Source organism: Mesorhizobium sp. 113-3-3 (assembly GCF_016756495.1).
Classification (GTDB): Bacteria; Pseudomonadota; Alphaproteobacteria; order Rhizobiales; family Rhizobiaceae; genus Mesorhizobium.
Genome location: NZ_AP023243.1, coordinates 4,915,768 through 4,938,080, shown reverse-complemented (window position 1 = coordinate 4,938,080; position 22,313 = coordinate 4,915,768). Strand labels below are relative to the sequence as shown.

Here is a 22,313-nt window from a genome sequence, read left to right as displayed (position 1 = left end):
GAAGGCGACAGCCTGACATTTGAAGGAACGCCATGCGTCCGATTTCGACGCACCTGTGGCGTGGTTATTTTCAAGCAGCACTTGCCCTGTCCGGAAACTGGTTTCGGGGTGATGCGCCAGGGATGTGCAGGCGACATGAATTTGCAGAGCATGACCGGATTTGCGCGTGCCGTCGCCGAGCATGACGGCACCTCGATCGCCTGGGAGGTCAAGTCCGTCAACGGCAAGAGCGTCGAGGTGCGGCTGCGGCTGCCACAAGGTTTCGAGCGTCTGGAACCGGCGGTCAGGCAAACGCTGCAAAAGCGGTTCGCCCGCGGCAATTTCCAGGCGACGCTGACCATCGGCCGCGCCGCCGGCGCGCAGGCGCAACCCGTCGTCAACGAGGCGTTTCTGAAGGACCTTGCGGGTCTCGCCAAACGGCTGCAGGAACAGTTCGGCGTTGCTCCCGCGACGGCTGACGGGTTGCTGTCGCTGCGTGGCGTGCTCGATGTTCCCGAAACCGTGGAAACCGAAGAGGCGCGCGCCGCGCTCGACACCGCCATCATGGCGGCGCTCGACGTGGCGCTGAAAGGGCTGGAGCAGGCACGGCAAAGCGAAGGTGCGGCGCTGACTTTGCTGCTGTCCGGCCACATCGATGCCATCGAGGCATTGACGCTGCGCGCGGAGGCGGATCCGTCACGCGAGACGGCGGCGATCCGTGAGCGCATCGCCGAGCAGGTCAGGCTGCTGATGGACGCGTCCGCCAATCTGGATGCGAGCCGGCTGCATATGGAGGCGGCATTCCTCGCCACCAAGGCCGATATTCGCGAGGAGATTGACCGGCTGAAAACGCATGTCGCATCTGGCCGGGCTCTGCTTGAGGGCGGCGGCGCCGTCGGCCGCAAGCTGGATTTTCTGGCACAGGAATTTAACCGCGAATCGAATACGCTGTGTTCGAAGTCGAATGCCGCAACCGTCACCGCGATCGGGTTGGAGCTGAAGGCGGTGGTCGACCAGTTTCGTGAACAGGTCCAGAATCTGGAGTAGCCGATGGTTACCAAGGAGCCGATGGTTCCCAGGGATTTGGGATCCCGCATCCGCCGCCGGGGGCTGATGCTCGTCCTGTCGTCGCCATCCGGTGCCGGCAAGTCGACGATCGCGCGCAACCTCCTGGAAAGCGATTCCAGCCTCGAATTGTCGGTCTCGGTCACCACCAGGCCGCGCCGCGGCTCGGAGATCGAGGGCGTTCACTACCATTTCCGCACGATGCGCGAGTTCGAGCGGTTGCGCGATTCCGATGCGCTGCTCGAATGGGCGGAGGTGCACGGCAATTGCTATGCGACACCGCGCGAACCCGCGGAACTGGCGCTGGCGCAGGGCCGTGACATGCTGTTCGACATCGACTGGCAAGGCGCCCAGCAGCTCAAGGAGAAGATGCGCGCCGATATCGTCTCGATCTTCATCCTGCCGCCGTCGATGAAGGAATTGAAGGCCCGCCTGAAGCGCCGCGCCGAGGACCAGGAAGCGGTCATCGAAACGCGGCTGAAGAACGCCCGCAACGAAATCGAGCACTGGAAGGAATATGATTTCGTCATCGTCAATGACGATCTCGATCGCGCCTTCGCCGAGGTGCGCGGCATTGTCGTCGCCGAACGATTGCGGCGCGACCGCCGACCCGGGCTTTTTGACTTCGTATCGGGCCTGCTCGACGAGAAAACCGTCTGACCGGCTTCAGGGCGCCATGCCGTCGACCAGGATCAGATGGCGGCTGAGCGCTGCGTCGCGCACGTCCAGCGCCGCGGCATACTCGGCGGATGCGTACCAGCGCCGTGCCTGCTCCATGTCGGGAAATTCGACAACGATCAGCGGTGTGGGATGCCACTCGCCCTCCAGCGTATCCACCTGGCCGCCGCGTACGAGATAGCGCCCGCCATACTGGGCAATGGAAGCCGCGGCACGTGTGCGGTATGTCTGGAATGCATCTTGGTCGCGGATGGTGACGTCGGAAATGATATAGGCAGGCATTTGGCTTCTCCGGCATGCTCGCCAGAATATCTATGCCTGCATCCTCGCGATTCCAGAGCTGCCGGCGCTAGGCCGCATTGGTCAGCCGCACAAATTCCTCGACGCTGAGCGTTTCGGCGCGGCGGGTCGGATCGATGCCCGCGCGCTCGAGCAAACCCTCGCCGCCCAGGCTTTTCACACTCTGCCGCAGCATCTTGCGGCGTTGGCCGAAGGCGGCCTCGGTGACACGGCCGAGTTTCTTCACATCGGCGGGCAGGGGCGTCAGGCGCGGCTCCAGATGCACCACCGAAGAGGTCACCTTGGGCGGCGGCGTGAAGGCCTGGGGAGGCACGTCGAAGGCGATCCTGGCCTTCGTGCGCCAGCCGGCCAGCACGCCAAGCCGGCCATAGGCGTCGCTGCCGGGTTCGGCCACGATGCGCTGGGCAACTTCGCGCTGAAACATCAGCGTCATCGAGGCGTAGAAGGGCGGCCAGTCCACGACGGTCAGCCACCGCACCAGCAACTCGGTGCCGATGTTGTAGGGCAGATTGGCCACGATCCGCACCGGACCGCCGTCTGAAGCCGCCGCGGAAGCGAGGGCGGCGAAGTCGGTCTTCAGCGCGTCGCCGGAAACCACCTCCAGCCGGCCGGGATAGTGAGCGGAGACTTCGGCCAGCGCCGCCAGGCAGCGCTCGTCGCGTTCGATAGCGACAACGCGGCGGGCGCCGTTGGAAAGCAGCGCTCTCGTCAGGCCGCCGGGTCCCGGTCCAACCTCGATCACCGCGGTGTTTGTCAGATCGCCGGCAGCGCGTGCGATCTTGCCGGTCAAATTGAGGTCGAGCAGGAAATTCTGGCCGAGCGCCTTCTTCGCCTGCAGCCCATGGCGCTCGATGACATCGCGCAGTGGCGGCAGCCCGTCGATGCTCATTCGTTCGGACCCGAAACGGGAGCGCTCATGCGGCCGCGGCCTTCTTGTCTGTGTCGGCGAGCCGCCTGGCGAGCTTCAACGCGGCGATCAGGCTGTCGGGCCGCGCAATGCCCTTGCCGGCGATGTCGAAGGCGGTGCCATGGTCGGGCGAGGTGCGGATGAAGGGCAGGCCGAGCGTGACGTTGACCGCTTCGTCGAAGGCCAGCGTCTTGGCAGGGATCAGTGCCTGGTCGTGATACATGCAAAGTGCTGCGTCATAGCCTGCCCGCGCCCGCGCATGGAACAGCGTGTCGGCCGCCAGGGGGCCGAAAGCATCGATGCCCTCGGCGCGCAGGATGTCGACTGCCGGCTGCACGATGCGCGCGTCCTCCAGGCCCATGGAACCGCCTTCGCCGGCATGCGGATTGAGGCCGGCAATGGCCAGCCTCGGCCTGGCGATGCCGAAGCGGCCGGCAAGGTCGGCCGCGGTGATGCGCGCGGTCGCGACGATCAGTTCGGTGGTCAGGGCCTTCGGCACCTCGGCCAGGGCGATGTGGATGGTGACGGGAACCGTGCGCAGGTCAGGGCCTGCCAGCATCATGACCGGCATTGCCACGATACCATTGTGGCGGGTTGCCAGATGCGCCAGATATTCGGTGTGGCCGGGAAAGCGGAAACCGGCATCATAGAGCGGCTTCTTGGCGATCGGGCAGGTGACGACGGCAGCGGCGTCGCCGGCAAGGCAGGCGGCGACAGCGCGGTCGATCGCCTCGACGGTTCCGGCCGCATTGGCCGGATCCGGCCGGCCGGGGCTGTCGGTGAACCGGGCCGCCAGTGGAACGATCGGCAAGGAGCGGGTGAAAACCTGCGCCGCCTGCGCCGGTGTCGTTTCGACGAACGGCACCGACACGCCCAGTTGCCGTGCCCGTGAGGCGATCAGCGCCGGATCGGCCAGAAGATAAAAGGCGGGCAGGCCGGCGGACTCGCGCGCCAGGAAGGCGGCGATGGCGATTTCGGGGCCGATGCCCGAGGGATCGCCGACGCTCAGGGCCAGCGCGGTCATCGCGCTCCTCACGTCAGCGCTTGACGATGCGGGCTTTCGCCTTCAGCTCGTCGACATATTTCTTGCTGAGATCGTCGGCCGCCTTGTCAGTGGAGCCTTCGCTCTGGAACACCATCTGGGCGGTCTTGTCGTCGGACACTTCACGCGACGAGCAGATGCCGATGAATTCGACGCCGCGCTCGGTCTCGCGCGTGGTGGTCGCGCCTCCGACCTTGGTCGCCTTGATCTGCTCGGCCCAGTCAGGCGGCAGCTGCGGCGCCAGCACCCTGCCCAGATCGCGAACGGTGACGTCGATCAGGCCCTTGGCGAATTCGCGCGTCGTGTTGCAGCCGTTGAAGCGGGCGCGCATGGCATCGGCTTCGCGCTTGCGCTTGGCCAGCGTCGCGCTGCGTTCGGCGGCGGGCACCACGAAGATGACCTGCTGCAGCATGTACTCGGTGGCGCTCGGTTTGGCTCCGCCCTTGTCGAGCATGCGCCTGACCGCGTCCTGCTCGGTCACGCTGCCGCCTTCACCGGAACGGTAGCGCGCGCTCAAAGCCTGGTTCCAGGCCATCTGGGCGCGGATGAATTCCTTGAAATGGTCCCTGCCGACGCCGGATTTTTCCATCACGCCATCGAGCTGGCCAAGCTGCATCTTGTTGTTGGTGGCAAAGCGCTGATAGGCCGCCTCGACCTGGGCGTCGCTGATGCGGATGCCAAGGCGCCTGGCTTCGGCAAGCCGCAGCGTCTGGTCGATCATTTCCTGGGCGGCATCGCCCTTCTTGCGCTGCAGTTTCAAAAAGGCGGCGCGGTGCGCGATATCGCCCGACGTGATTGGTATGTCGTTGACGACGTATTTGATCTCGCTGGCGAAAGCCGGCGGCGTCATGACCGTCATCATCGACACGGATGTCGCCGCCACAAGCAGCGCGAACCCTGCTGAAAAGAGGTATTTCCTCATCATTAGCATCCCAATTCTATCCCGGTTCCGCCCAATTTCGTCCTCTTCCGGGTGCGCGAATCCGTGCCAGCCCTATGCGGCGAAACGATGACTCGCAGGCTATTGGATGGTGTCGACTGCGCTGGTCGACGAACCGAAGTCGCCGAGGGTGCGGAACGACAGGTTGAAGCCGATGCTCTGCGTCACTTCCCTGGTGTTCAGGTCACGCGACTGCGAGTACGTCATCAGATAGGTGAAGCAGGAATCGTTGTAGGCGAAGCCGACCCCATCCTTGACCAGCAGGCTTTGCTGCAGATCATAGGTTCCTGTCCCGAACACGCGCCAGTTTTCGGCGAGATGCGTGGATGCACCGAGCGTCACCTCATGCCGGTCGGTGGTGAAACCGTAGAGCGGCTGAGCCTGGATGAAAGCGTACTTGGCGCTGAGCGACACCGGCAGGCCTGAATAGGCGGCCTTGAACTCGGCGCGGCGAACTTCGAAAGTCTGTTCGTCGAAGCGGCCGCTGACGGAAGCCGCGAACCCATTCGGGCTGTTGATGCCGAACAGGCCGACATAGTCGGACTTGGTCGTCTGAAGGCCGGAATTGGCACCGACATTGACCAGGTCCGGCGCGGCAAAGGAGTTCTCGCCGCCAATCTGATAGGACTGGCCGAAAATGGCGTTGGTGCCCCAGCCGTTGATGTAGGAGCCGGAATAGCGGAAGCCGACATTGGCGCGCGAGCCGCCTTCGATGCGGTCATAACCGGAGAATTTGTCGCGCTCGAACAGGGTGGTCGCGTCGAACACCATGCTCTGGGCGTCTTCATTCGGGATGGCGAGACCGCCGACATATTGTTCGTTCGGACGCAGGAACAGCTGCGCCATCGGCTCGATGACATGGCTGGACCCGCTGGCCATCGAAAACAGCACCGGCCAACGCATCTCGAGACCGGCAGTTGCCATGTACCGGGCGAAAGACGAGCGCATATCGTCCTGCTGGCTCAAATTCGTCGCCATCTGGTTGACGGCGGCGAGCGAACCCGATGACGCATCGACGTAGTCGACGTCGCCCTGCAGTGCCAGCAACGGTGTCAGCACCAGCCCGTCGTCGGTCACGAAGGTCCGTTTCCACTCGGCCTCGGTGGTGAGGCGCCCGGACTCACCTGCGACGCCGCGCACGCGCTGTACGGGGCTGCTGGCGTCGTATGGGATGTTGAAAGCCTCATCGAGATCATCGCGACGAATGACCCGTGTATTGACATTGAGCGACAGCTGGCCGCCGGCAACCGGCACGTCGGGAATATAGGCGTAGTCGAGCGACGGCAGCACCCAAGGCTGCTGGCCGCTTCGCGCGGCCGCATTGTCGTTCGGTGTGTCTTCCTGGACTTCGAAATGCATGGCGCGCACGTCGAAATAGTTACGGCCATTGAGACCCGTCAGGTAGACCGACGACTGGTGGACGGAACCGTTGTATTTGTCGATGTTGTAGGTGTTGGAGAAATTCTTGTCGGTCTGCAGCAGCACGTCCCAGCCGAAATTCCAGCGTTCGTTGATGGCGAACTGGCCCTGCGTGCCCATCATGCCGCGGAACTTGTTCGGATCGCCCGCCGCGCCCGAATCGACGTTGTGGCCACCGGAGGCCGGGAAAGCCGTTGTATCAAGGAAGGCGTCCGGATTCCGCTGCTGGATTCCGGCGATCTTCAAACTGTATTGGCCATTGTTGAAGCGCTGGCGCCACTCGGCCTCTCCGAGGAAACCCTGCTTGGTATAGCCGCTTCCCGTCACCGTCAGGTCATATGTCGGCGAAAGGGCGAAATAGTAGGGAACCTTGACGCTGTATCCCAGATGGCTGTTGTAGTTGATGCTCGGGATCAGGAAGCCGCTTTTGCGCTTCACCGTCGGGTCGGCGATCTCGAAAGCCGGCAAGTAGGCGAGCGGAAAGCCGAAGAACTCGAAATTCGCATTCTCGAAGCGAACCGTCTTCTTCTCGCCATTCCAGATGATCTTCCTGGCCTTCACGCGCCAGGTCGGCGCCTTGTTGGGCTTGTCCTCGCACGGTTCGCAGGCGGTGTAGACGCCATTGTGGAAGGTGGTCAGCACGCCGCCCATGCGCTCGGCGCTTTCGGCGGCGAAATAGGCCTTGTCGATGGTTTCAACACGCAACGCGTTGACGAAACCATCGGCGAAATCGTCGGTGATGTCGATATGCTGCGAATTGATCTTGGTGCCGTCACTGTTGACGATTTCAACATTGCCGGTGGCAACCATCCGCTTGGTGTTGCGGTCGTATATGACCTTCTGGGCGACGAGGCGATTGCCGCCATAGTCGATCTGCACACCGCCGACGGCGGTCACCGTCTGGTTGTCGTTGTTGTAGACCAGCGTGTCGGCGGCCAGCAGCATCTGCGAGCCGGACGGAACATTGGTCGCCATCTTGCCGACTTCCTGCGCGAACGCAGGCAACGGCACGGCGCAGGCAAGCAGGCACGCCAAGGCGCTCGCCGCATAAAGGCGCGCCAAATGGGCCTGCCTGCTGCTGGGCAAAAACGCCTCCCTCACTAGCCGTCTTCCTTGTATAGCAGGAAAGTCACCCCGAAGAACATAGCTACCACGACTGGCACCCAGGCGGCTATGGCAGTCGGCACGAACCCCGCCACGCCGAATGCCTTCACCAGCACCGAAACGACATAAAGCAGAAACCCGGCAACGACGCCACCCAGAATCATCGTTGCCGATTGTCCCATCCTCGCAAATCGCATTGAAACTGTTGCCGCAATCAGCGTCATGGCGACGAGGAGGAACGGCAACGCCACCAGCGAATCAAACTGCATGGCAAACGCATTTGCCTTGAGGCCGAAGGAACGGGCAACCTCGATTTTTCCAGGCAGGTCGTAGAACGGAATGGTCTCCGGGCGCGCCAGCCGCTCCTGCACGAATTCCGGCTTCAGATTGGTCGGCACACGATCGCTAGCCGCGGGCTGGATGGTGCCGTTCCTGAAGGTCTTCACATCCTGCAATTCCCAATAGCCGTCCCGCAGGTAGGCGCGCGCGGCGTCCTTGCGCTCGACGATGTTGCCTTGCTGGTCGAGGACGAAAAAGACGGCATCGGCCATCTCCAGGCCTTGGTTGAGGATGGCCCGCGCGCCGATGATGGTGTCACCGGAGCTGGTTTTCTGGCGAATCCAGGGGGCGGCGTCGGCCGAAACCGTGTTTGATTTGCCGGAGCGCAACTGGGTCTCGATCTGCTCGGACAAGGAGAAGGCGTGCGCGGCGAGGGGGTTGATGAGCCCGACCGACACAAAGCCGAACAGCAACGCGCCGATGCAGCATGGCAAGAGGAATTGCCAGGCGGAAACGCCGGCGGACCGCGCGATGACCAGTTCGTAGCGGCGGTTGAGCGAAACCAGCGTCGCCATTGCCGAGAACAGGCCGACAAACGGCACGGTCTGCAGCATGATCATCGGCATCCGGAGGCCTGAAATGGCCACCGCCGTTCCGTAGGTGAAGCCGGGCAGGCCGGTGGTGCGGCCGGACAGCTCGGTGAAATCGATCAGGAACACCAGCGCCAGCAGGCCCAGGAAGAACCAGATCGTGATCGTCACGTAGCGGAAGAAGAAATAGCGGCCCAGCGTCCAGCCCATCAGCCGATCCCCTGACCTGAAGTGCCGCGCCTGGACCAGCGCAGTTTGAGAGCGTTCCAGCCGTCCCCGAAGCGGCTGGCCAGGTTTGTCATCCAGTCCGCCCAGGCCACCGGCAGCTCCATGGTCCGGTTGGAGACGATGAACCAGATCGCCACCGCGGAAGCCACGATGGGCACGCCATAGACCATGTAGGCAAATTGCGGCACTTCATCGGCCTTGCTTGCGGCAAAGAAACCCAGCCAGCGCACGAAGAGGGATATGGTGATAGCCGTGATCAAAGGATTGACGCGTGCCTCGCGATGCGAGCGCGCGTCGCCGGCGACCGCGAGCGCGATCAGCGCAAACACCATGGAATACAGCCATTCCGAAAATCGTTGGTCGACCTCGGCCCGGTATTCCTGGGGGTTTTGCTGATAAAGCTTGTCGTTGACGTTGGGATTGAGCAGGTACTGCGTGGTCTGGTCCTTCGGCAGCAGCGTCACCTCGGAAGCCGCCGCCATGAAGGCGGACATGTCGAAGGCGTAGGAGGTGAACCGGATGACACTGAGGTCGCCGGTCAGTGTTTTGCGGTGGATGACGCCATCATTCATCATCAGCACCTTTTCGCCGCCGCGTTCGACGACGCTGCCGGTCTTGGCGTAGTAGACGAGATTGACGCCTTCCTCGCGCGAATCGGCGACAAATATGCCGCCCAGCCTGTTGTCGGGAAGCCGCTCGCCAATCTGCAGGAACAGCCCATCCTCGATCTTGCGGAAGGTGCCTTCCTGGATGATCAGCGACAACAGGTCGGCGCGCGACTGCGCCACCAAAGCGCGGTTCTTCTGCCGCGCATAGGGGTCGATGCCATTGTCGACGGCAAAGGAAAAAACGCTCGCCGCAAGGGCGAGAAGCATGATGGGCCGCACGATCGTCCAACGCGAAGCGCCGGCGGCGTTGACGACGGCGAGTTCGGAATCCGAATTCATGACACTCAGTGTCTGCGCGACCGCCACCACCAGCGCGAAAGGCACGACGATCGGAATGATCGAGGGAAGAATGAGCGCGGCGACCTCGAAGAAGGTCATCGACGACTGGCCGCTGTCGGTAACCAGATCGATCTTGGCCAGCACCTGCGTGGTCCACACGATGGCCAGCGTCCAGACCAGCGCTGCCAGAAAGACCACGAAAGCGCGGCGCATGATGTAGCGTTCAACGACCTTCATGAAGGCTTTACTCGATTTTCTCGAACGGCATCATGCCACCACGCCAAGGGTAGCTGTCCGGCGACGCCCGCACAACTGGCTCCGATGGGCTCGATCAGGCAGGCGATCCGGTTCCCGTCCCACGTCGCGTGCCGCAATGGATCGGAGTGTCGGAGGGAATGGATAAGAAAGGGCGAACATCGATGGTTAACAACAGGTTGCGGCATGAAGCGGGGCCGTGCCGCGACGAATCGCCATCGATTCCAACTGTCATATGGGTAGCCATTTTGGCAAAGTCTTGCCAAATGCCGGAAAACGACCAAATGTCGCGGATCGCTTCAAACGCTTCGCGCGCCATCCCCGAAAGCAGGACATGATGAACCCGAGACCATCGATCGCCTTTGCAAAATTCGCCGCGCCCCAGACGGCGGCGAACAGGAAGGGCACGGTCTTCGTGCTATCGGCGGATGACGGCGGCCTGAGCGATGCGGCCAGAGCTTACGACCCCGGCAAGACGTTGGAGCGGGCCTTTCCGGTGGCCGAATTCACCGGCAAGTTCGCCGGCGTCGTCGAGATACTGGCGCCGGAAGGAACATCGCTCGACAGGTTGGTCGCGATCGGCGCGGGCAAGGCGGCGGGGCTCGATGAATATGCCTGGCTGAAACTCGGGGGCACCATTGCAGCGTCGCTGCGCAAGGCAACCGACGTCGCCGTGCTGCTCGACCTGGTTGGCGCTTCGGCTGACGGCAAGGATGCCGCCAACCTTGCCGCGGGCATTCTCCTGCGCAGCTATTCCTTCGACAAATACAAGACCAGCAAGGACAAGGATGATGCAAAGGCCGATCCCAAGAAGCCGGTCAAGATAACCATCCACACGGCCGACCCGGCAGGTGCCAAGAAGGCCTTCGCCGATGCCGAGGCGGTGATCGACGGCGTGCTTCTGGCGCGCGACCTGGTCAACGAACCGGCAAACATATTGGGACCGCTCGAGTTCGCGGCCCGCGCCAAGGAACTCGAGACGCTTGGCGTCAAGGTCGAGATCCTGACCGAGAAGGAGATGAAGAAGCTCGGCATGGGCTCGCTGCTCGGTGTCGCGCAAGGCTCGCCCCGCGGCGCGCGCATGGCCGTCATGCAGTGGAACGGCGGCAAGCCCAAGGACAGCCCGATCGCCTTCGTCGGCAAGGGCGTCACTTTCGATACCGGCGGCAATTCGATGAAGCCGGCTTCGGGCATGGAGGACATGAAGGGCGATATGGGTGGCGCTGCCGCCGTGACCGGCCTCATGCATGCGCTGGCCGCGCGCAAGGCAAAGGCCAATGTCGTCGGCATTATCGGCCTGGTCGAAAACGCCGTCGATGGCCATGCCCAGCGTCCCGGCGACATCGTCACCTCGATGTCGGGTCAGACCATCGAGGTGCTCAACACCGACGCCGAGGGGCGTCTCGTGCTGGCCGACGCGCTGTGGTACTGCAACGACCGCTTCCAGCCGAAATTCATGGTCAATCTGGCGACGCTGACCGGCGCCATCATGGTCGCGCTCGGCCTGCATTATGCCGGCCTGTTCTCCAACAATGACGAATTGGCCGAGAGGCTTGCTGCGGCGGGGCAGGCGACGCAGGAGCGGCTGTGGCGCATGCCGCTCGGCGCCGAATACGACAAGCTGATCGATTCCAAGAACGCCGACATGAAGAACATTGGCGGCCGCTATGGCGGCGCCATCATCGCGGCACAATTCCTGCAGCGTTTCGTCAAGGACACGCCCTGGGCGCATCTCGACATTGCCGGCACCGCCATGGGCTCGCCGTCGAGCGAGATCAACCAGTCCTGGGGCTCAGGCTTCGGCGTGCGGCTGCTCGACCGGCTGGTGCGCGATCACTACGAGAGCTGACCCTGATCCATGGCCGATGTGCTGTTCTACCATCTGACCGAATCGACCCTGGAGGAGGCGCTGCCGGGCCTGCTGGAACGCAGCGTCGATCGTGGCTGGCGCGCCGTGGTGCAGACCGGTACCGAGGAACGGCGCGACGCGCTCGACCAGCATCTGTGGACTTTCCGCGATGATTCTTTCCTGGCGCACGCAACCGACCGCGAGGCTTATCCCGGCGAACAGCCTATCCTGTTGACCACGGGCGCCGGCAATCCCAACGAGGCCAAGATAAGATTCCTGGTCGACGGCGCGGTACCATCAGACCTTGGCGGTTACGAGCGTGCCGTGTTCCTGTTCGACGGCCATGACGCCGCCCAGGTCGAGGCGGCGAGGGCGCATTGGAAGACGATGAAGGACGCGGGCCATGCCGTGACCTACTGGCAGCAGACATCGGACCGCCGCTGGGAGCGCAAGGCTTGATGCCAGGCACGAACAGAGGCCCAAGCGCGCCGCATGAGCCCGTATCGGTGCGGCGCGCTTCAGCCGGCGATAAGGCTACTCTTGTGCCTTGATCCGTTTCTGTTTCCAGCTGACATAGTCGCCGTGTTTCAGTTTCATGAACTCGTCCGCCAGGTTGCGGTGCGAACTCCTGAAGACGTACCAGCCGCCATCCGGCAGCTTGCGCTGGTAGACCACCCTGCGGCTCTGACGATGCTCGAAGCAGGTGAGGGCGTTGGAGTCACCTCCCGCGCCATGCCATTTTGCCCGGAAGCAAAGCTTGCCGCCTCCGGGGATGAACCAGATCCCGTCACCATAGCCAGGCTTGCCCTTGTCCGAAGTCCAGGCGCTGAATTGACGGCGCTGCACGGCAAAATAACCCGCACCATTTCGGCCCCAGAGCCATGAACGGTTATGGTACATCTGGTAGATGCCTTCGTCGGGCACCGCTTCGGCCTTTTCGGCCAGGTCGGCGACCTGCGCCGCTGTCTTGGCCACCGCCGGAATCTGGAAGGCCAGGACGGCTATGGAACAGGCAAGTGCCGTTCCAATGGAATTGCCCAGTACTCGTTTCACGACCCCACCCCTACAATTTACGCTACGCTCAGTTCTTACGCTTGCACCCAACCTGACACAGCATGCCTAGGGCAGGACGTGCTGGGTAACCCTCCAATCGGGCAGCCCATAGCCGCCCAACCATGGCCACACCTCCTTCTGGTTGAAGTAGACGACCGAGGTCAGCGCCGGAAACTCGGAATAGGACTTGCGGGAATCGCCTTCCCATTGCGAAACATATTCCTGCTTCCCGACATAGCCGAGCTCCGCCACCACGACCGGCTTGTTGAAACCCGCGACGCGGTCATATCCGGGCATCAGCGTTTCGGCGAACGTGCGGTCGCGACCGGCCTCGTCATTGTCCTTTTTCTGCAGGCCGAATACCGACAGGCCGATGACGTCGACATAGTCGTCGCCAGGGTAGTACTTCTCCAGACCCTCTTCACCTTTGGGCGACCACATGTATTTGGCGGCCGGAGCGGCCTTGCGGCAGAGGTCGACCTCGCGCTTGTAGGCGGCGATCCAATCCTTGGGTGCCCAGTTGGCCCAGGTGAAGCGACCGTTCTTGTCCTCCATTTCCTGCGCCCAGCGAATGGTGACGGGGCTCTTCATGGCCCCCACCAGGTCGCAGATCGCCTGCATGTTGGCGTCATATCTGCCGCTCAATATCCCGTCGCGCAGTTCGTTCGGGGTGATGCGCCAATCCTTCGACCAGGTCCAAGGCTCGATGGTGATCAAGAGCGACCGGTTTCGCTGAAGGGCATAGGCATCGGCCAGGGGAAGGGTCGTCAGATCGACGTCTTCCCAAGGCAGGAACAACTCTTCGATGCTGGCGGTCTTGTCGGCGCTGAAGTCGCCGTAAGGATCATAGGATCCGAACGCCGACGCGGCGCTGCTCGTCTGAACGGGATCCGTCGCGGCTGCCGAGCCGGCGCCCGCCGAAGTCGGCAACGCGGCGCTGCCGCCCAAAACCAGCGCGATTGCAAGCGCACTTGCTGCGATATTTTTCATGATAATCTCCCATGGCATCGATATCCTGCGGAAGTCGAAGCCTCGCCCACGCGTCGAAGAGTGATCGACGCGATCGTCCAAAACCCTATCGGCTTATCGGCGGAATCTGCGGGATTTGGAGCGACTATTGGCGGGTGTTGCTATGCACCGATCCCACCATGAAAATCATCTCTCAAGACGCTGGTACGAGGAGCTCAAGAGAGAAGGTTCGCCGCGATACTCACAAATTCGCGTCATATTCCGATATATCATCCCGAGCTAATTTAAGAGCCGATCGCGACCAGGAGTCAAGTACAATTAACGGTTGCTTAACCATGATACGCTCGGCATGGTTAACGGGCCTAGCTTGCCGGAAACGCATCGGGCGCCCTTGGTCCATCAGCTTTTCTTCCAACGCTGAAAATTTCATCGGACGTCTATTCCCAAGTCGACCATCGGCCTGCATGCCGAAAAGTTTGGGCTCCCGTTCAAGGGGTTAGGTTAACCAACGCTCAAGAAGAATGGTTAAGCAATATTTAATTTAGTTGACACTAACGGAGTGACGGCCGATTCTGCTGCGGGGATTTAAGGGTTTTGCAGCGGTCGTTGGCTGCAGCCCAAAGTGGCGGCGCGTAAGGGTATGAGTTTAGACGTAGGCATCATCGGCCGTACGAGCGGACAGGCAAGGCAGCCCAGGTCAACTCTGGCCCACGCGGCGCAGAAGGCGCCTTTTCTCGTGCCTGTGTTCTCTCCCGTCCAGCAATGGATTCTGCGGACAGGCTTGGCTTTCTGGTTCGTCACCCTGGGCTTTTTCTGGGTCTGGTGGCTGAAGCCGGAACATATCGAACACATCGGACCGTTCACCTTTGCCACACTGGTGCTGGCCTGGCTGACCTTGATGCCGATGTACTTCCTGCTCAACGTGTACGCGTCGAGGAAACCGTCCAAGCTTTCCAGCATCCCGAAGCGTTCGCGAGTTGCCATGGTGGTGACCAAGGCGCCGTCCGAACCCTTCGCCGTGGTCGCGCGCACGTTGGAAGCAATGCTCGCGCAGGATTATCCCCATGACACCTGGCTGGCCGACGAGGATCCTTCCGAGGAGACGGTCCGCTGGTGCGATGCCCGCGGCGTGCTGATATCGACGCGGCGCGGCAGGGAGGACTACCACCGTAAGACATGGCCGCGCCGCACGCGCTGCAAGGAAGGCAACCTGGCCTTCTTCTATGACCACTATGGTTATGAGCGTTACGATTTCGTCGCGCAGATGGATGCCGACCATGTGCCGACGCCGACCTATCTCAGGGAAATCCTTTATCCCTTCGCCGATCCCGCGGTCGGCTATGTCTCGGCGCCGAGCATCTGCGACAACAATGCCGCCAAAAGCTGGTCAGCGCGCGGCCGGCTGTTTCCGGAAGGGATGTTCCACGGCCCCTTGCAATCCGGCCATACCGGCGGCGGGGCGCCGCTCTGCATCGGCTCGCACTATGCGGTGCGGACCGAGGCGCTGAAGCAGGCGGGCGGTCTTGGCCCGGAACTGGCGGAGGACCATTCCACCTCGATGCTGATCAACGCGGCCGGATGGCGCGGCGTGCATGCGATGGATGCTATTGCCCATGGCGACGGCCCGCAAACCTTTGCCGATCTCGTCACCCAGGAATTCCAGTGGTCGCGCAGCCTGATGACGATCCTGCTCGAATATTCGCCCACGTACTTTCCCAAGCTGCCGCCGAGACTGCGGTTCCAGTTCCTGTTCTGCCAGCTCTGGTATCCGCTGTTCGCCGTCTTTGCGCTGATGATGTACGCAATGCCGATGTATGCGCTGTTCACCGGGCGCAACTTTGCCAATGTCATGTATGCCGACTTCCTCTTCTACTACCTGCCCAACGCCGGCGCCCTGGTTGGCCTGGTGATGATGCTGAAGGCATTCGGCCTCTCGCGACCGATGACGGCCAAGACCATAAGTTGGGAGGGCACGCTGTTCCTCTTCTTCGCGCGCTGGCCGTGGGTGCTGGCCGGCACGCTGTCGTCGCTGCGCGACTATCTGACCAAGTCGTTCGTGGATTTCCGCGTCACGCCGAAGGGCAGTGGCCCAAAGAGCCTGATTCCGTTTCGCGCCTTCGTTCCCTATGTGGTGCTGGCGGTCGGTGCGGCGCTGCCCGTCCTGCTCGTCGACCATCCCTTCGACGCCACCGGCTTCTACTGGTTCGCGGCCCTCAACGCCTTCCTCTACGGGCTTCTGGTGCTGGTTATCGTCGTAAGGCATGTCATCGAGAACAGGATCCCGCTGCGCGCCAATGCCGCGAAACTCGCCTTTCAGGCATCGCTCACGATCCTGGCGCTTGCCGTGCCGATCATGGGTTTTTACGATCGTGGCATGGAGGGCGTCTATGGGCTGCAGCAGGGAGCGGGAGGCTTGCGCATCGTGCGCATCGCCTATGTGGTTTCCGGCGCCGGCCAGGGCAACATCGGCACCCGCAATTTCTACTTCGATCCGGGTTGGGAAACGCGGCGCTGACGCCTGCGGTCATCCGCGCGCAAAGAACTCTCCTGTACTGCATTCACCTTGATGGACGGCTTCGATCGCCGGCCGGTGACCCGCTGTGCTTCAGGCACGGCCAAATAAGATCAAATTTTAATAATATCCGATCGAGCGCTGAAGGGCGGCGCTGACCATGCCGTTTGCGCGAATTTTAATAAGTATCCCCTAATATTCGGGCATGATGTGAGTGGCGGCTGGCTGTTCACACGGCGCGGAAGACACCAAAGAAAAATATCTCCGCGTCCAATCGACTTGCATTTCTCGGCAGGGGATAGGTGATGAACAAGTTCATGAGGGGTTCGGCTGCCAAGGGCAGGAAAAATGCCTGGTCCATAGCCGCCATTGCATTGATGTCGATGGTTTCCGGTTGCCAGAGCATGGACGCGACCACGACCGGCTCACTCGCCGGCAAGCCCGCGGTGCATGCATCCGCCAAGAAAATCCACTACGTCGGAAAGAAGCGGGTTGGCGTGTTCCACCGCAAGCGCGTCATCCAGATGACCAGCGTGACGCGCACGACTGAAACGGCCTACGCCGCCTTCGTGCGGCCGCGGCCGGCCAGGATCGTCACGCCGGCGCCGGTGAAGGTTTCTTACAGGCTGGGCAATGCTGGCCCGCTCCTGGGCCATTCGCCCTGGATCTGCGGTCCAAGCGGATTTGGCCAGCGCGCGACTTGCCGCGCGCGCTAGCAAGAGTTCAGTGGGGGACGGAATCCGGGCGTGAGAAATCGGGCGGCTAAGGCTTCGCCACCCGCCTCCCGCGCCCGGATTTCCATTTGCACAGATACCGATCGACACGCGTCTTCGCGCCGTCTTAGGTCGGCTCTCGTGGCCTGACGTCGAAGTCGTAGGCCGGCCTGGTTTACGGGGCTTGTTGGTCCCTCGGCCCGTGGCACCTCGTTACGGCGCAAAAGATTGACATCGGTCTTTGCCCGGCTGTTAATACTCGCAAAACCAACTGCTGACCGCGCGGCCTGGGAAATCCAGCGTTGTGTCGATGGAGAGAACGCTCCGTGGTGGGGCGTTCTGGGTCATGGTCGTGTCGGCGCTACGCTGGATCGGGGTGTGAAAACCGAAATGCGACCGCTGATTGCGCTGACAGTTTCGACCGGATTGCCCTGGCCTTGCACAGGTCGTGAGCGGGAACGCCGCCAGTCCGGCAGACGCGTTTGGCTTGCGCTCCTGCTGGTCGTTTGTGGTCAGTTGGCGCTTTCCGGAACAGCTCGGGCGGCCAGCGAAGAGAACCCCAAACCTGCGGAAGCCGCCGTCACCGTGCCGACGGCCTATGAGCTGCAGCTTCTCTACTCGAACCGCACATGGCTATGGAAAGACGGGGCCGCCTATTTTGGACAGGCCGCCCGCCCTCTCCGGGCCTGGACGTCGGGGCAGGACTCAGCCTCCGTCGCCGAGGGCAGGTGGCTGGTGACCAAAGACGGCAAGATGTGCATGGAAGTCGCCTGGCGAACCAAGAGCTACAAGGGCAAGCCGCAACGCACCTGCTACAGCCACCGTGTCAGGGGCGGGGCCATCGAGCAGCGAAAGGATCCGGACGGGGCGTGGTACAGCTTCAAGCGAACCCCCGAGGACCTTTCCGACGAATACCGGAAATTCGAGGTGGGCGACACCAAGGCCGCGCAGTTCGAAGAGACCCGCAAGCTGATCGATTCCAATAACTAGGTCGCGTTTCAGCCATACTGAGCCCGGTGGTGCCTTGCGGCGTGCCGCAATGAGAATTGTCGCGGCCGGCGGTTTTCGCGATCCTGCTTCGCCCCATTGTGGCGGGTTGGACCGCCAAATCGGTCTCTGGTTCGACGGCAGGCTGCCTGCTGGGAACCTGTCCAGGAAGTTGCGAATCACTTATCGTGAAGGCTGAGGGATGGGGTCCGACCGGAGTCGCCGGGGCACCGATCCCCAATGAATTGCATTCCATTCCCCAAAAAGGCGAGAGGTTGCGCCTGACTGCACGGTTTGTTTAATAAGCATTGTCTAATATTCGGCGTGATTGTAAGTGGCGGGTGGCTACTCATGCGGCGTGAAGGCAACGAGAGCATGGAACGCCGCACCTCGCCCTTGGCCTGATTAGGAGGGGACACGTGATGAGCAATTCCACGACGGGCGCATTTCGCCCAGGCAAGTACAACCTATGCATTGTTGCGGCCGTGGCGATCATTTCGGGTTGTCAGGGCCTGGATCCGACCAAAACCGATGCGGTCGCTCTCAAGCCCGTCGTCCACCCGGCCCGCGTCAAACCCGCGGTTCCGCCGGTCTACGCCATGTCCACGGTTCATTCGCCTAGAGCCGAGCCTCAGATTCTGATGACGAGCACGATAGGGTCGACCGAAATCGACTACGCTTTCGTATCACCGCAGCGGGTCAAAATCGGCGCGCCGGGACCCGTGAGGATCTCCTACAATCCGGCCATTGGCGGATCGTTTCCGGGTAGTTCGCCCTATGTTTGCAGTCCCAGCGGATTTGGCCAGCGCGCCAGTTGCCACCCGCGCTATCTCTGATCTAGCGAGCAGCGAGCGATGCCCCCGCCTTGCCTGGCGGCAGGTCCGCCGGCTTTGCCCGCAATCCGAAGAACGGGGCCGCCGTCCTGACGATCGTGTCGATGTCGGAAAGCTGCGGCACGAAGCCAAGATCGGCGCGCGCCTTGCCCGGATCGGCATAGAGCTCTGCCGGATCTCCCGGGCGCCTGGCTCTGAAGACGGCCGGAACCGGTCTTGAAGTTATCCGGCTGACCGCCTGTATGATCTCCCGGATGGATACGCCGCGTCCTGTGCCGAGGTTGACCGCCAGGCTTTGTCCGCCGCCCTCGAGATGCTGGAGCGCTTTCAGGTGGGCGCTGGCCAGGTCGCTGACATGGATATAATCACGCACGCAGGTGCCGTCCGGCGTGTCATAGTCCGTGCCGAAGACTTCGATTTCGTCGGTGATGCCGGACGCCGCCATCAGCACCCTGGGAACGAGATGCGTTTCCGGTGAATGCCACTCGCCGAGCTCGCCATCGGGATCGGCGCCGCAGGCGTTGAAATAGCGCAGGATCGCGAATCTCATCCCATAGGCGGACGCATAGTCGCCGATGATCTGCTCTCCCATCAGCTTGGTGCGCCCGTAAGGGCTGATCGGATTTTGCAAGGAGGTCTCGCGAACGGGCAACGCCTCCGGCACGCCGTAGGTGGCGCAACTGCTGGAGAAGATGATGTTGTCGACGGCGTGCGCGCGAGCCGCGTCGAGCACGGCGATGGTCCCGGTCACGTTGGTCGAATAATAGTCGGCCGGCTCGCCGACGGATTCCCCGACATAAGCCAGCGCCGCGAAGTGGATGACCGAAATCGGCCGGTACGTCCCGATCGCCGCCCGCAGCGCATCCCGGTTCCGGATATCGCCGACGACAAGAGGTCCCCAGGCGACGGATTTCCGGTTGCCGCGGCTCAGATTGTCGAAAGCCACGGGCAGATAACCGGCGGCGGCCAGCAGCTTGCAGGTGTGACTGCCGATGAAGCCGGCTCCACCTGTGACCAGGACCGCCGGTCGGCTCATGAAGCCGCGGCCCCGGTGATCATCCTGCGTCCGTAGAGCAAGGTGTCGAAATAGTCGACGGTGTGGGCGAGCCCCTGGGCCAGGTTGATCCTCGGCTCCCAACCAAGATTGTCCCTGGCGAAGGAAATATCCGGTTTGCGCTGCCTGGGATCGTCGACCGGCAATGGCCGATGCACGATCTTCGACCTCGAATTGGTGTAGCCGACAACCAGCGTTGCGAGTTCCATGATGGTGAACTCGCCGGGGTTGCCGAGATTGACCGGATGGGCAGGCGCGCGCGGCGCATTCATCAGCCGTATGAAGCCCTCGATAAGGTCGTCGGCGTAACAGAAGGAACGGGTTTGCAGGCCGCTGCCATAGACGGTCAGGTCTTCGCCGCGCAACGCCTGGACGATGAAGTTCGAGACCACGCGCCCGTCATCGGGCTGCATGCGGCGGCCGTAGGTGTTGAAGATGCGGGCAACGCGGATGTCGAGCCCATATGTCCTCGAATAGTCGAAGAACAGGGTTTCGGCCGAGCGCTTGCCTTCATCATAGCAGGACCGCGGTCCATGCGTGTTGACGTTGCCAAAATAGCTCTCGGGCTGCGGGTGCACTAACGGGTCGCCATAAACCTCCGAGGTCGAGGCCTGGAATATCTTGGCATTGTTCCGGCGCGCGAGTTCCAGAAGGTTCAGCGAACCGAGCACGCTCGTCTTGAATGTATGGATCGGATCCGCCTGGTAGTGTGGCGGAGAGGCAGGGCAGGCGAGATTGTAGATCTCGTCGGCCTCAAGGCCGACAGGCAGAGGATCGACGATGTCGTGCTCGATGCAGGTGAATCTGGGATCGCGCAGAAGGGTGTTGAGATTGTATCTCTTGCCGGTGTGGAAATTGTCCAGCGCGACGACGTCATACCCGTCCCGCAACAGGCGTTCACACAGATGCGACCCCAGGAAACCTGCGCCCCCGGCAACCAGGGCGCGACGTCGTTTTTGGTGAGGCTCCCTTTGACCGATCCCGGATCCCAGTTTCAGAACCTTGATGATCTTGCTCATGCTTTTCCCCTACGCAACGCGCACGCTATCGCCGCGCCGGGACAACGGCCCGGCAACGCCTTCAGAACGTGACAAACCCTCCGCATCAGCGGATTTGCTGCCCATTGATGTGCGTTAACTGACCTTTGGGTTCGCCGGGTCGGGCCGCACGGTTTACGTGCGGCCGCTCACCCGCTTCCACGCCCCAAAATCGCGATCACACGCTCGGTGCCGTCATCGTCGATTGCTCGCCCAAATTGCACATCCCAACGTACTAAAAATATACCTGTAGGGATCATAGTCAACTAAATTAGTAATTTCTTAACTACAACAATTCGCGAATGGTTAACCCTCGGATAGGCTCGGGCCTGCAAATCCAGACCGTGAGCGTCCGGGGAGATAGTCGTTGCAAGTCAATGGTTTGGATCGACCGCCGATGCAATGCTGGGGCTGAGAATGCCGAGGCCGCCACTCCATCGCGCGTCTCGGACCGTATCCAAGGAAATATACCTAAATAAAAAGCGGCCTTGGGCAATCCCCCGCGGATGTCAAATTTTCAGTTCGCAATGAGACTGCTGGCCAAAGCCGCTTGGGCTGCAAATATAAATGTCTGGGTGTGAATACTTTGCCAGTATTTCCTTGCGAAAAGAGGATTCATCGCAGCCACTTATGGAGAATAGAAAGGCGAGAGCCAAAAATTGAATGGAAAACCGCTGCGCCCGGGATGATTTGAACCGCGACCTTGCTTCATCGGACTGCTCAAAGGCTTTGTGCATAAAGGCCTCTTATTCGCATGGCGCGGATCAACGGTCATTTTGGTCAGAAAAAGCGCCTGTGTCCATTCCACGCCGCAACATCGATGATCTCGATAATGGCATTGAGCGCATAGGTAGAGAGCGCCGTCCATTGCGCGATCGCGTATGCACGCGACGGCACCTCGGCACAACCGGTTGTAAAATACCTGAGCCGGGGGATGGTCTGCATCCGCGGGCCATCCCCTGGCGGGGCACGACAAGACGGTCGCATTGCTCTTTTGTCGATTGGGCTCGGATCAACCTGGAGGCGGTCGACCGCTTCCAGGTCGAATGGCCTACTGCCCGCCCATCTCCTTCTTGAATGTGTCGAAATCGACCTGCATGCCGTTGAAGATGGTGCTCCAATGGCGGGTCAGCGCAGCCATTGCCACGGCTTCCTGTATCTCCTCGTCGGTGGCGCCTGCGCGCTTGGCGTCCTGCGTGTCCGACCAGATGCAGTAGTTGCACGGAATCTGCGCCGCCACTGCCAGCGAGATCAGCGACTTGACCTTTGGCGGCAGCGCCGTTTTGTCGTTGAGCTCAATGGCCTTGACCTCGGCCCAGGCGCCGGGCAGACCGGCCTTGGGAAACTGTTTCACAAAACTCGGTACGCCGCCCATGGTCGCCTGGATATCCTTGAGGGTCGCATCATAGTCGTCGGCATAGGCAGGTGCCGCGACCAGGGCCAGCGCACAGCCGGCGGCGGCGAGCAGGCAGCGGTGGTGTAGCGATGAAAGCACGGATGAAAGAATGCGATAACTGGACATGACATTCTCCTCTGGTCTTTGTTAGCCTTACGATGTAAGGTGATGCGGAAA

At 61.8% G+C, this 22,313-nt stretch carries 22 protein-coding genes; 8 read left to right on the top strand and 14 right to left on the bottom strand.

Annotation, left to right across the window (positions count from 1 at the left end; translation table 11 throughout):
- Nucleotides 1–135 precede the first annotated feature (135 nt).
- Both JG746_RS24365 and gmk read left to right on the top strand, forming a co-directional pair.
- On the top strand, nt 136–1,026 hold the full coding sequence (locus JG746_RS24365) for a YicC/YloC family endoribonuclease (protein ID WP_202355043.1): 891 nt from the start codon (nt 136–138) through the stop codon (nt 1,024–1,026).
- Between the two features lie 3 nt (nt 1,027–1,029).
- On the top strand, nt 1,030–1,704 hold the full coding sequence (gene gmk / locus JG746_RS24360) for a guanylate kinase (protein ID WP_446721068.1): 675 nt from the start codon (nt 1,030–1,032) through the stop codon (nt 1,702–1,704).
- 6 nt (nt 1,705–1,710) lie between these two features.
- Here the strand turns inward: gmk and JG746_RS24355 are convergent, their stop codons facing one another.
- The 7 genes from JG746_RS24355 to lptF all read right to left on the bottom strand — a co-directional run bounded on the left by JG746_RS24355 (nt 1,711) and on the right by lptF (nt 9,715).
- On the bottom strand, nt 1,711–2,004 hold the full coding sequence (locus JG746_RS24355) for a DUF1330 domain-containing protein (protein ID WP_202355042.1): 294 nt from the start codon (nt 2,002–2,004) through the stop codon (nt 1,711–1,713).
- A gap of 67 nt (nt 2,005–2,071) precedes the next feature.
- Complete coding sequence (rsmA, locus tag JG746_RS24350; protein ID WP_202355041.1) at nt 2,072–2,911, bottom strand: 16S rRNA (adenine(1518)-N(6)/adenine(1519)-N(6))-dimethyltransferase RsmA; 840 nt, start codon at nt 2,909–2,911, stop codon at nt 2,072–2,074.
- A gap of 25 nt (nt 2,912–2,936) precedes the next feature.
- On the bottom strand, nt 2,937–3,953 hold the full coding sequence (gene pdxA / locus JG746_RS24345; RefSeq protein WP_202355040.1) for a 4-hydroxythreonine-4-phosphate dehydrogenase PdxA: 1,017 nt from the start codon (nt 3,951–3,953) through the stop codon (nt 2,937–2,939).
- 13 nt (nt 3,954–3,966) lie between these two features.
- A complete protein-coding gene (locus tag JG746_RS24340; RefSeq protein ID WP_202355039.1) occupies nt 3,967–4,902 on the bottom strand; it encodes a peptidylprolyl isomerase in 936 nt (311 codons plus the stop codon).
- Nucleotides 4,903–4,992: 90 nt separating this feature from the next.
- Nucleotides 4,993–7,431 carry an LPS-assembly protein LptD gene (locus JG746_RS24335; protein WP_202355038.1) on the bottom strand — a complete coding sequence of 813 codons (2,439 nt, stop codon included), beginning with the start codon at nt 7,429–7,431 and terminating at the stop codon, nt 4,993–4,995.
- On the bottom strand, nt 7,431–8,516 hold the full coding sequence (gene lptG, locus JG746_RS24330; RefSeq protein ID WP_202359456.1) for an LPS export ABC transporter permease LptG: 1,086 nt from the start codon (nt 8,514–8,516) through the stop codon (nt 7,431–7,433). The genes JG746_RS24335 and lptG overlap by 1 nt, the downstream gene beginning before the upstream one ends.
- Nucleotides 8,513–9,715 (bottom strand): LPS export ABC transporter permease LptF, encoded by a 1,203-nt coding sequence (gene lptF / locus JG746_RS24325; protein ID WP_202355037.1) that lies wholly within the window; start codon nt 9,713–9,715, stop codon nt 8,513–8,515. Before lptF ends, lptG begins: the two co-directional genes overlap by 4 nt.
- Nucleotides 9,716–10,070: 355 nt before the next feature.
- On the opposite strand from lptF, the gene JG746_RS24320 reads away from it, so the two are divergent.
- Both JG746_RS24320 and JG746_RS24315 read left to right on the top strand, forming a co-directional pair.
- The gene (locus JG746_RS24320) at nt 10,071–11,582 is read left to right on the top strand and encodes a leucyl aminopeptidase (protein ID WP_202355036.1); all 1,512 of its coding nucleotides are present in this window, start codon (nt 10,071–10,073) and stop codon (nt 11,580–11,582) included.
- 9 nt (nt 11,583–11,591) lie between these two features.
- A complete protein-coding gene (locus JG746_RS24315; RefSeq protein ID WP_202355035.1) occupies nt 11,592–12,041 on the top strand; it encodes a DNA polymerase III subunit chi in 450 nt (149 codons plus the stop codon).
- A gap of 75 nt (nt 12,042–12,116) precedes the next feature.
- Here JG746_RS24315 and JG746_RS24310 read toward each other — a convergent pair whose 3' ends face one another.
- Together JG746_RS24310 and JG746_RS24305 are read right to left on the bottom strand one after the other, a co-directional pair.
- Nucleotides 12,117–12,635 carry a DUF995 domain-containing protein gene (locus JG746_RS24310; RefSeq protein ID WP_202355034.1) on the bottom strand — a complete coding sequence of 173 codons (519 nt, stop codon included), beginning with the start codon at nt 12,633–12,635 and terminating at the stop codon, nt 12,117–12,119.
- Nucleotides 12,636–12,701: 66 nt separating this feature from the next.
- A complete protein-coding gene (locus JG746_RS24305; protein WP_202355033.1) occupies nt 12,702–13,625 on the bottom strand; it encodes a glycoside hydrolase family 26 protein in 924 nt (307 codons plus the stop codon).
- 619 nt (nt 13,626–14,244) lie between these two features.
- Between JG746_RS24305 and JG746_RS24300 the strand changes: the two genes are divergently transcribed.
- Entirely contained in the window at nt 14,245–16,119 is a 1,875-nt protein-coding gene (locus tag JG746_RS24300; protein ID WP_202355032.1) for a glycosyltransferase family 2 protein, read from the top strand.
- A gap of 226 nt (nt 16,120–16,345) precedes the next feature.
- Here JG746_RS24300 and JG746_RS37240 read toward each other — a convergent pair whose 3' ends face one another.
- Nucleotides 16,346–16,522 (bottom strand): hypothetical protein, encoded by a 177-nt coding sequence (locus JG746_RS37240; protein ID WP_244730435.1) that lies wholly within the window; start codon nt 16,520–16,522, stop codon nt 16,346–16,348.
- On the opposite strand from JG746_RS37240, the gene JG746_RS24295 reads away from it, so the two are divergent.
- The 3 genes from JG746_RS24295 to JG746_RS24285 all read left to right on the top strand — a co-directional run bounded on the left by JG746_RS24295 (nt 16,521) and on the right by JG746_RS24285 (nt 18,652).
- Nucleotides 16,521–16,832: a hypothetical protein gene (locus JG746_RS24295; protein ID WP_244730434.1), complete on the top strand. Its 312-nt coding sequence runs from the start codon at nt 16,521–16,523 to the stop codon at nt 16,830–16,832. The two genes, JG746_RS37240 and JG746_RS24295, sit on opposite strands and share 2 nt — an antisense overlap.
- A 225-nt stretch (nt 16,833–17,057) precedes the next feature.
- Nucleotides 17,058–17,819 (top strand): DUF995 domain-containing protein, encoded by a 762-nt coding sequence (locus JG746_RS24290; RefSeq protein WP_244730433.1) that lies wholly within the window; start codon nt 17,058–17,060, stop codon nt 17,817–17,819.
- 419 nt (nt 17,820–18,238) lie between these two features.
- Nucleotides 18,239–18,652, top strand: coding sequence for a hypothetical protein (locus tag JG746_RS24285; RefSeq protein ID WP_202355030.1), 414 nt, complete (start codon nt 18,239–18,241; stop codon nt 18,650–18,652).
- 1 nt (nt 18,653) lies between these two features.
- On the opposite strand, the gene galE is transcribed toward JG746_RS24285, so the two are convergent.
- The 4 genes from galE to JG746_RS24265 all read right to left on the bottom strand — a co-directional run bounded on the left by galE (nt 18,654) and on the right by JG746_RS24265 (nt 22,262).
- Nucleotides 18,654–19,685: a UDP-glucose 4-epimerase GalE gene (galE, locus tag JG746_RS24280; protein ID WP_202355029.1), complete on the bottom strand. Its 1,032-nt coding sequence runs from the start codon at nt 19,683–19,685 to the stop codon at nt 18,654–18,656.
- Nucleotides 19,682–20,722 (bottom strand): UDP-glucuronic acid decarboxylase family protein, encoded by a 1,041-nt coding sequence (locus tag JG746_RS24275; protein ID WP_202355028.1) that lies wholly within the window; start codon nt 20,720–20,722, stop codon nt 19,682–19,684. The genes galE and JG746_RS24275 overlap by 4 nt, the downstream gene beginning before the upstream one ends.
- Before the next feature lie 798 nt (nt 20,723–21,520).
- Nucleotides 21,521–21,685, bottom strand: coding sequence for a hypothetical protein (locus JG746_RS24270; protein WP_202355027.1), 165 nt, complete (start codon nt 21,683–21,685; stop codon nt 21,521–21,523).
- 106 nt (nt 21,686–21,791) lie between these two features.
- Nucleotides 21,792–22,262, bottom strand: coding sequence for a carboxymuconolactone decarboxylase family protein (locus tag JG746_RS24265; protein ID WP_202355026.1), 471 nt, complete (start codon nt 22,260–22,262; stop codon nt 21,792–21,794).
- Nucleotides 22,263–22,313: the final 51 nt, after the last annotated feature.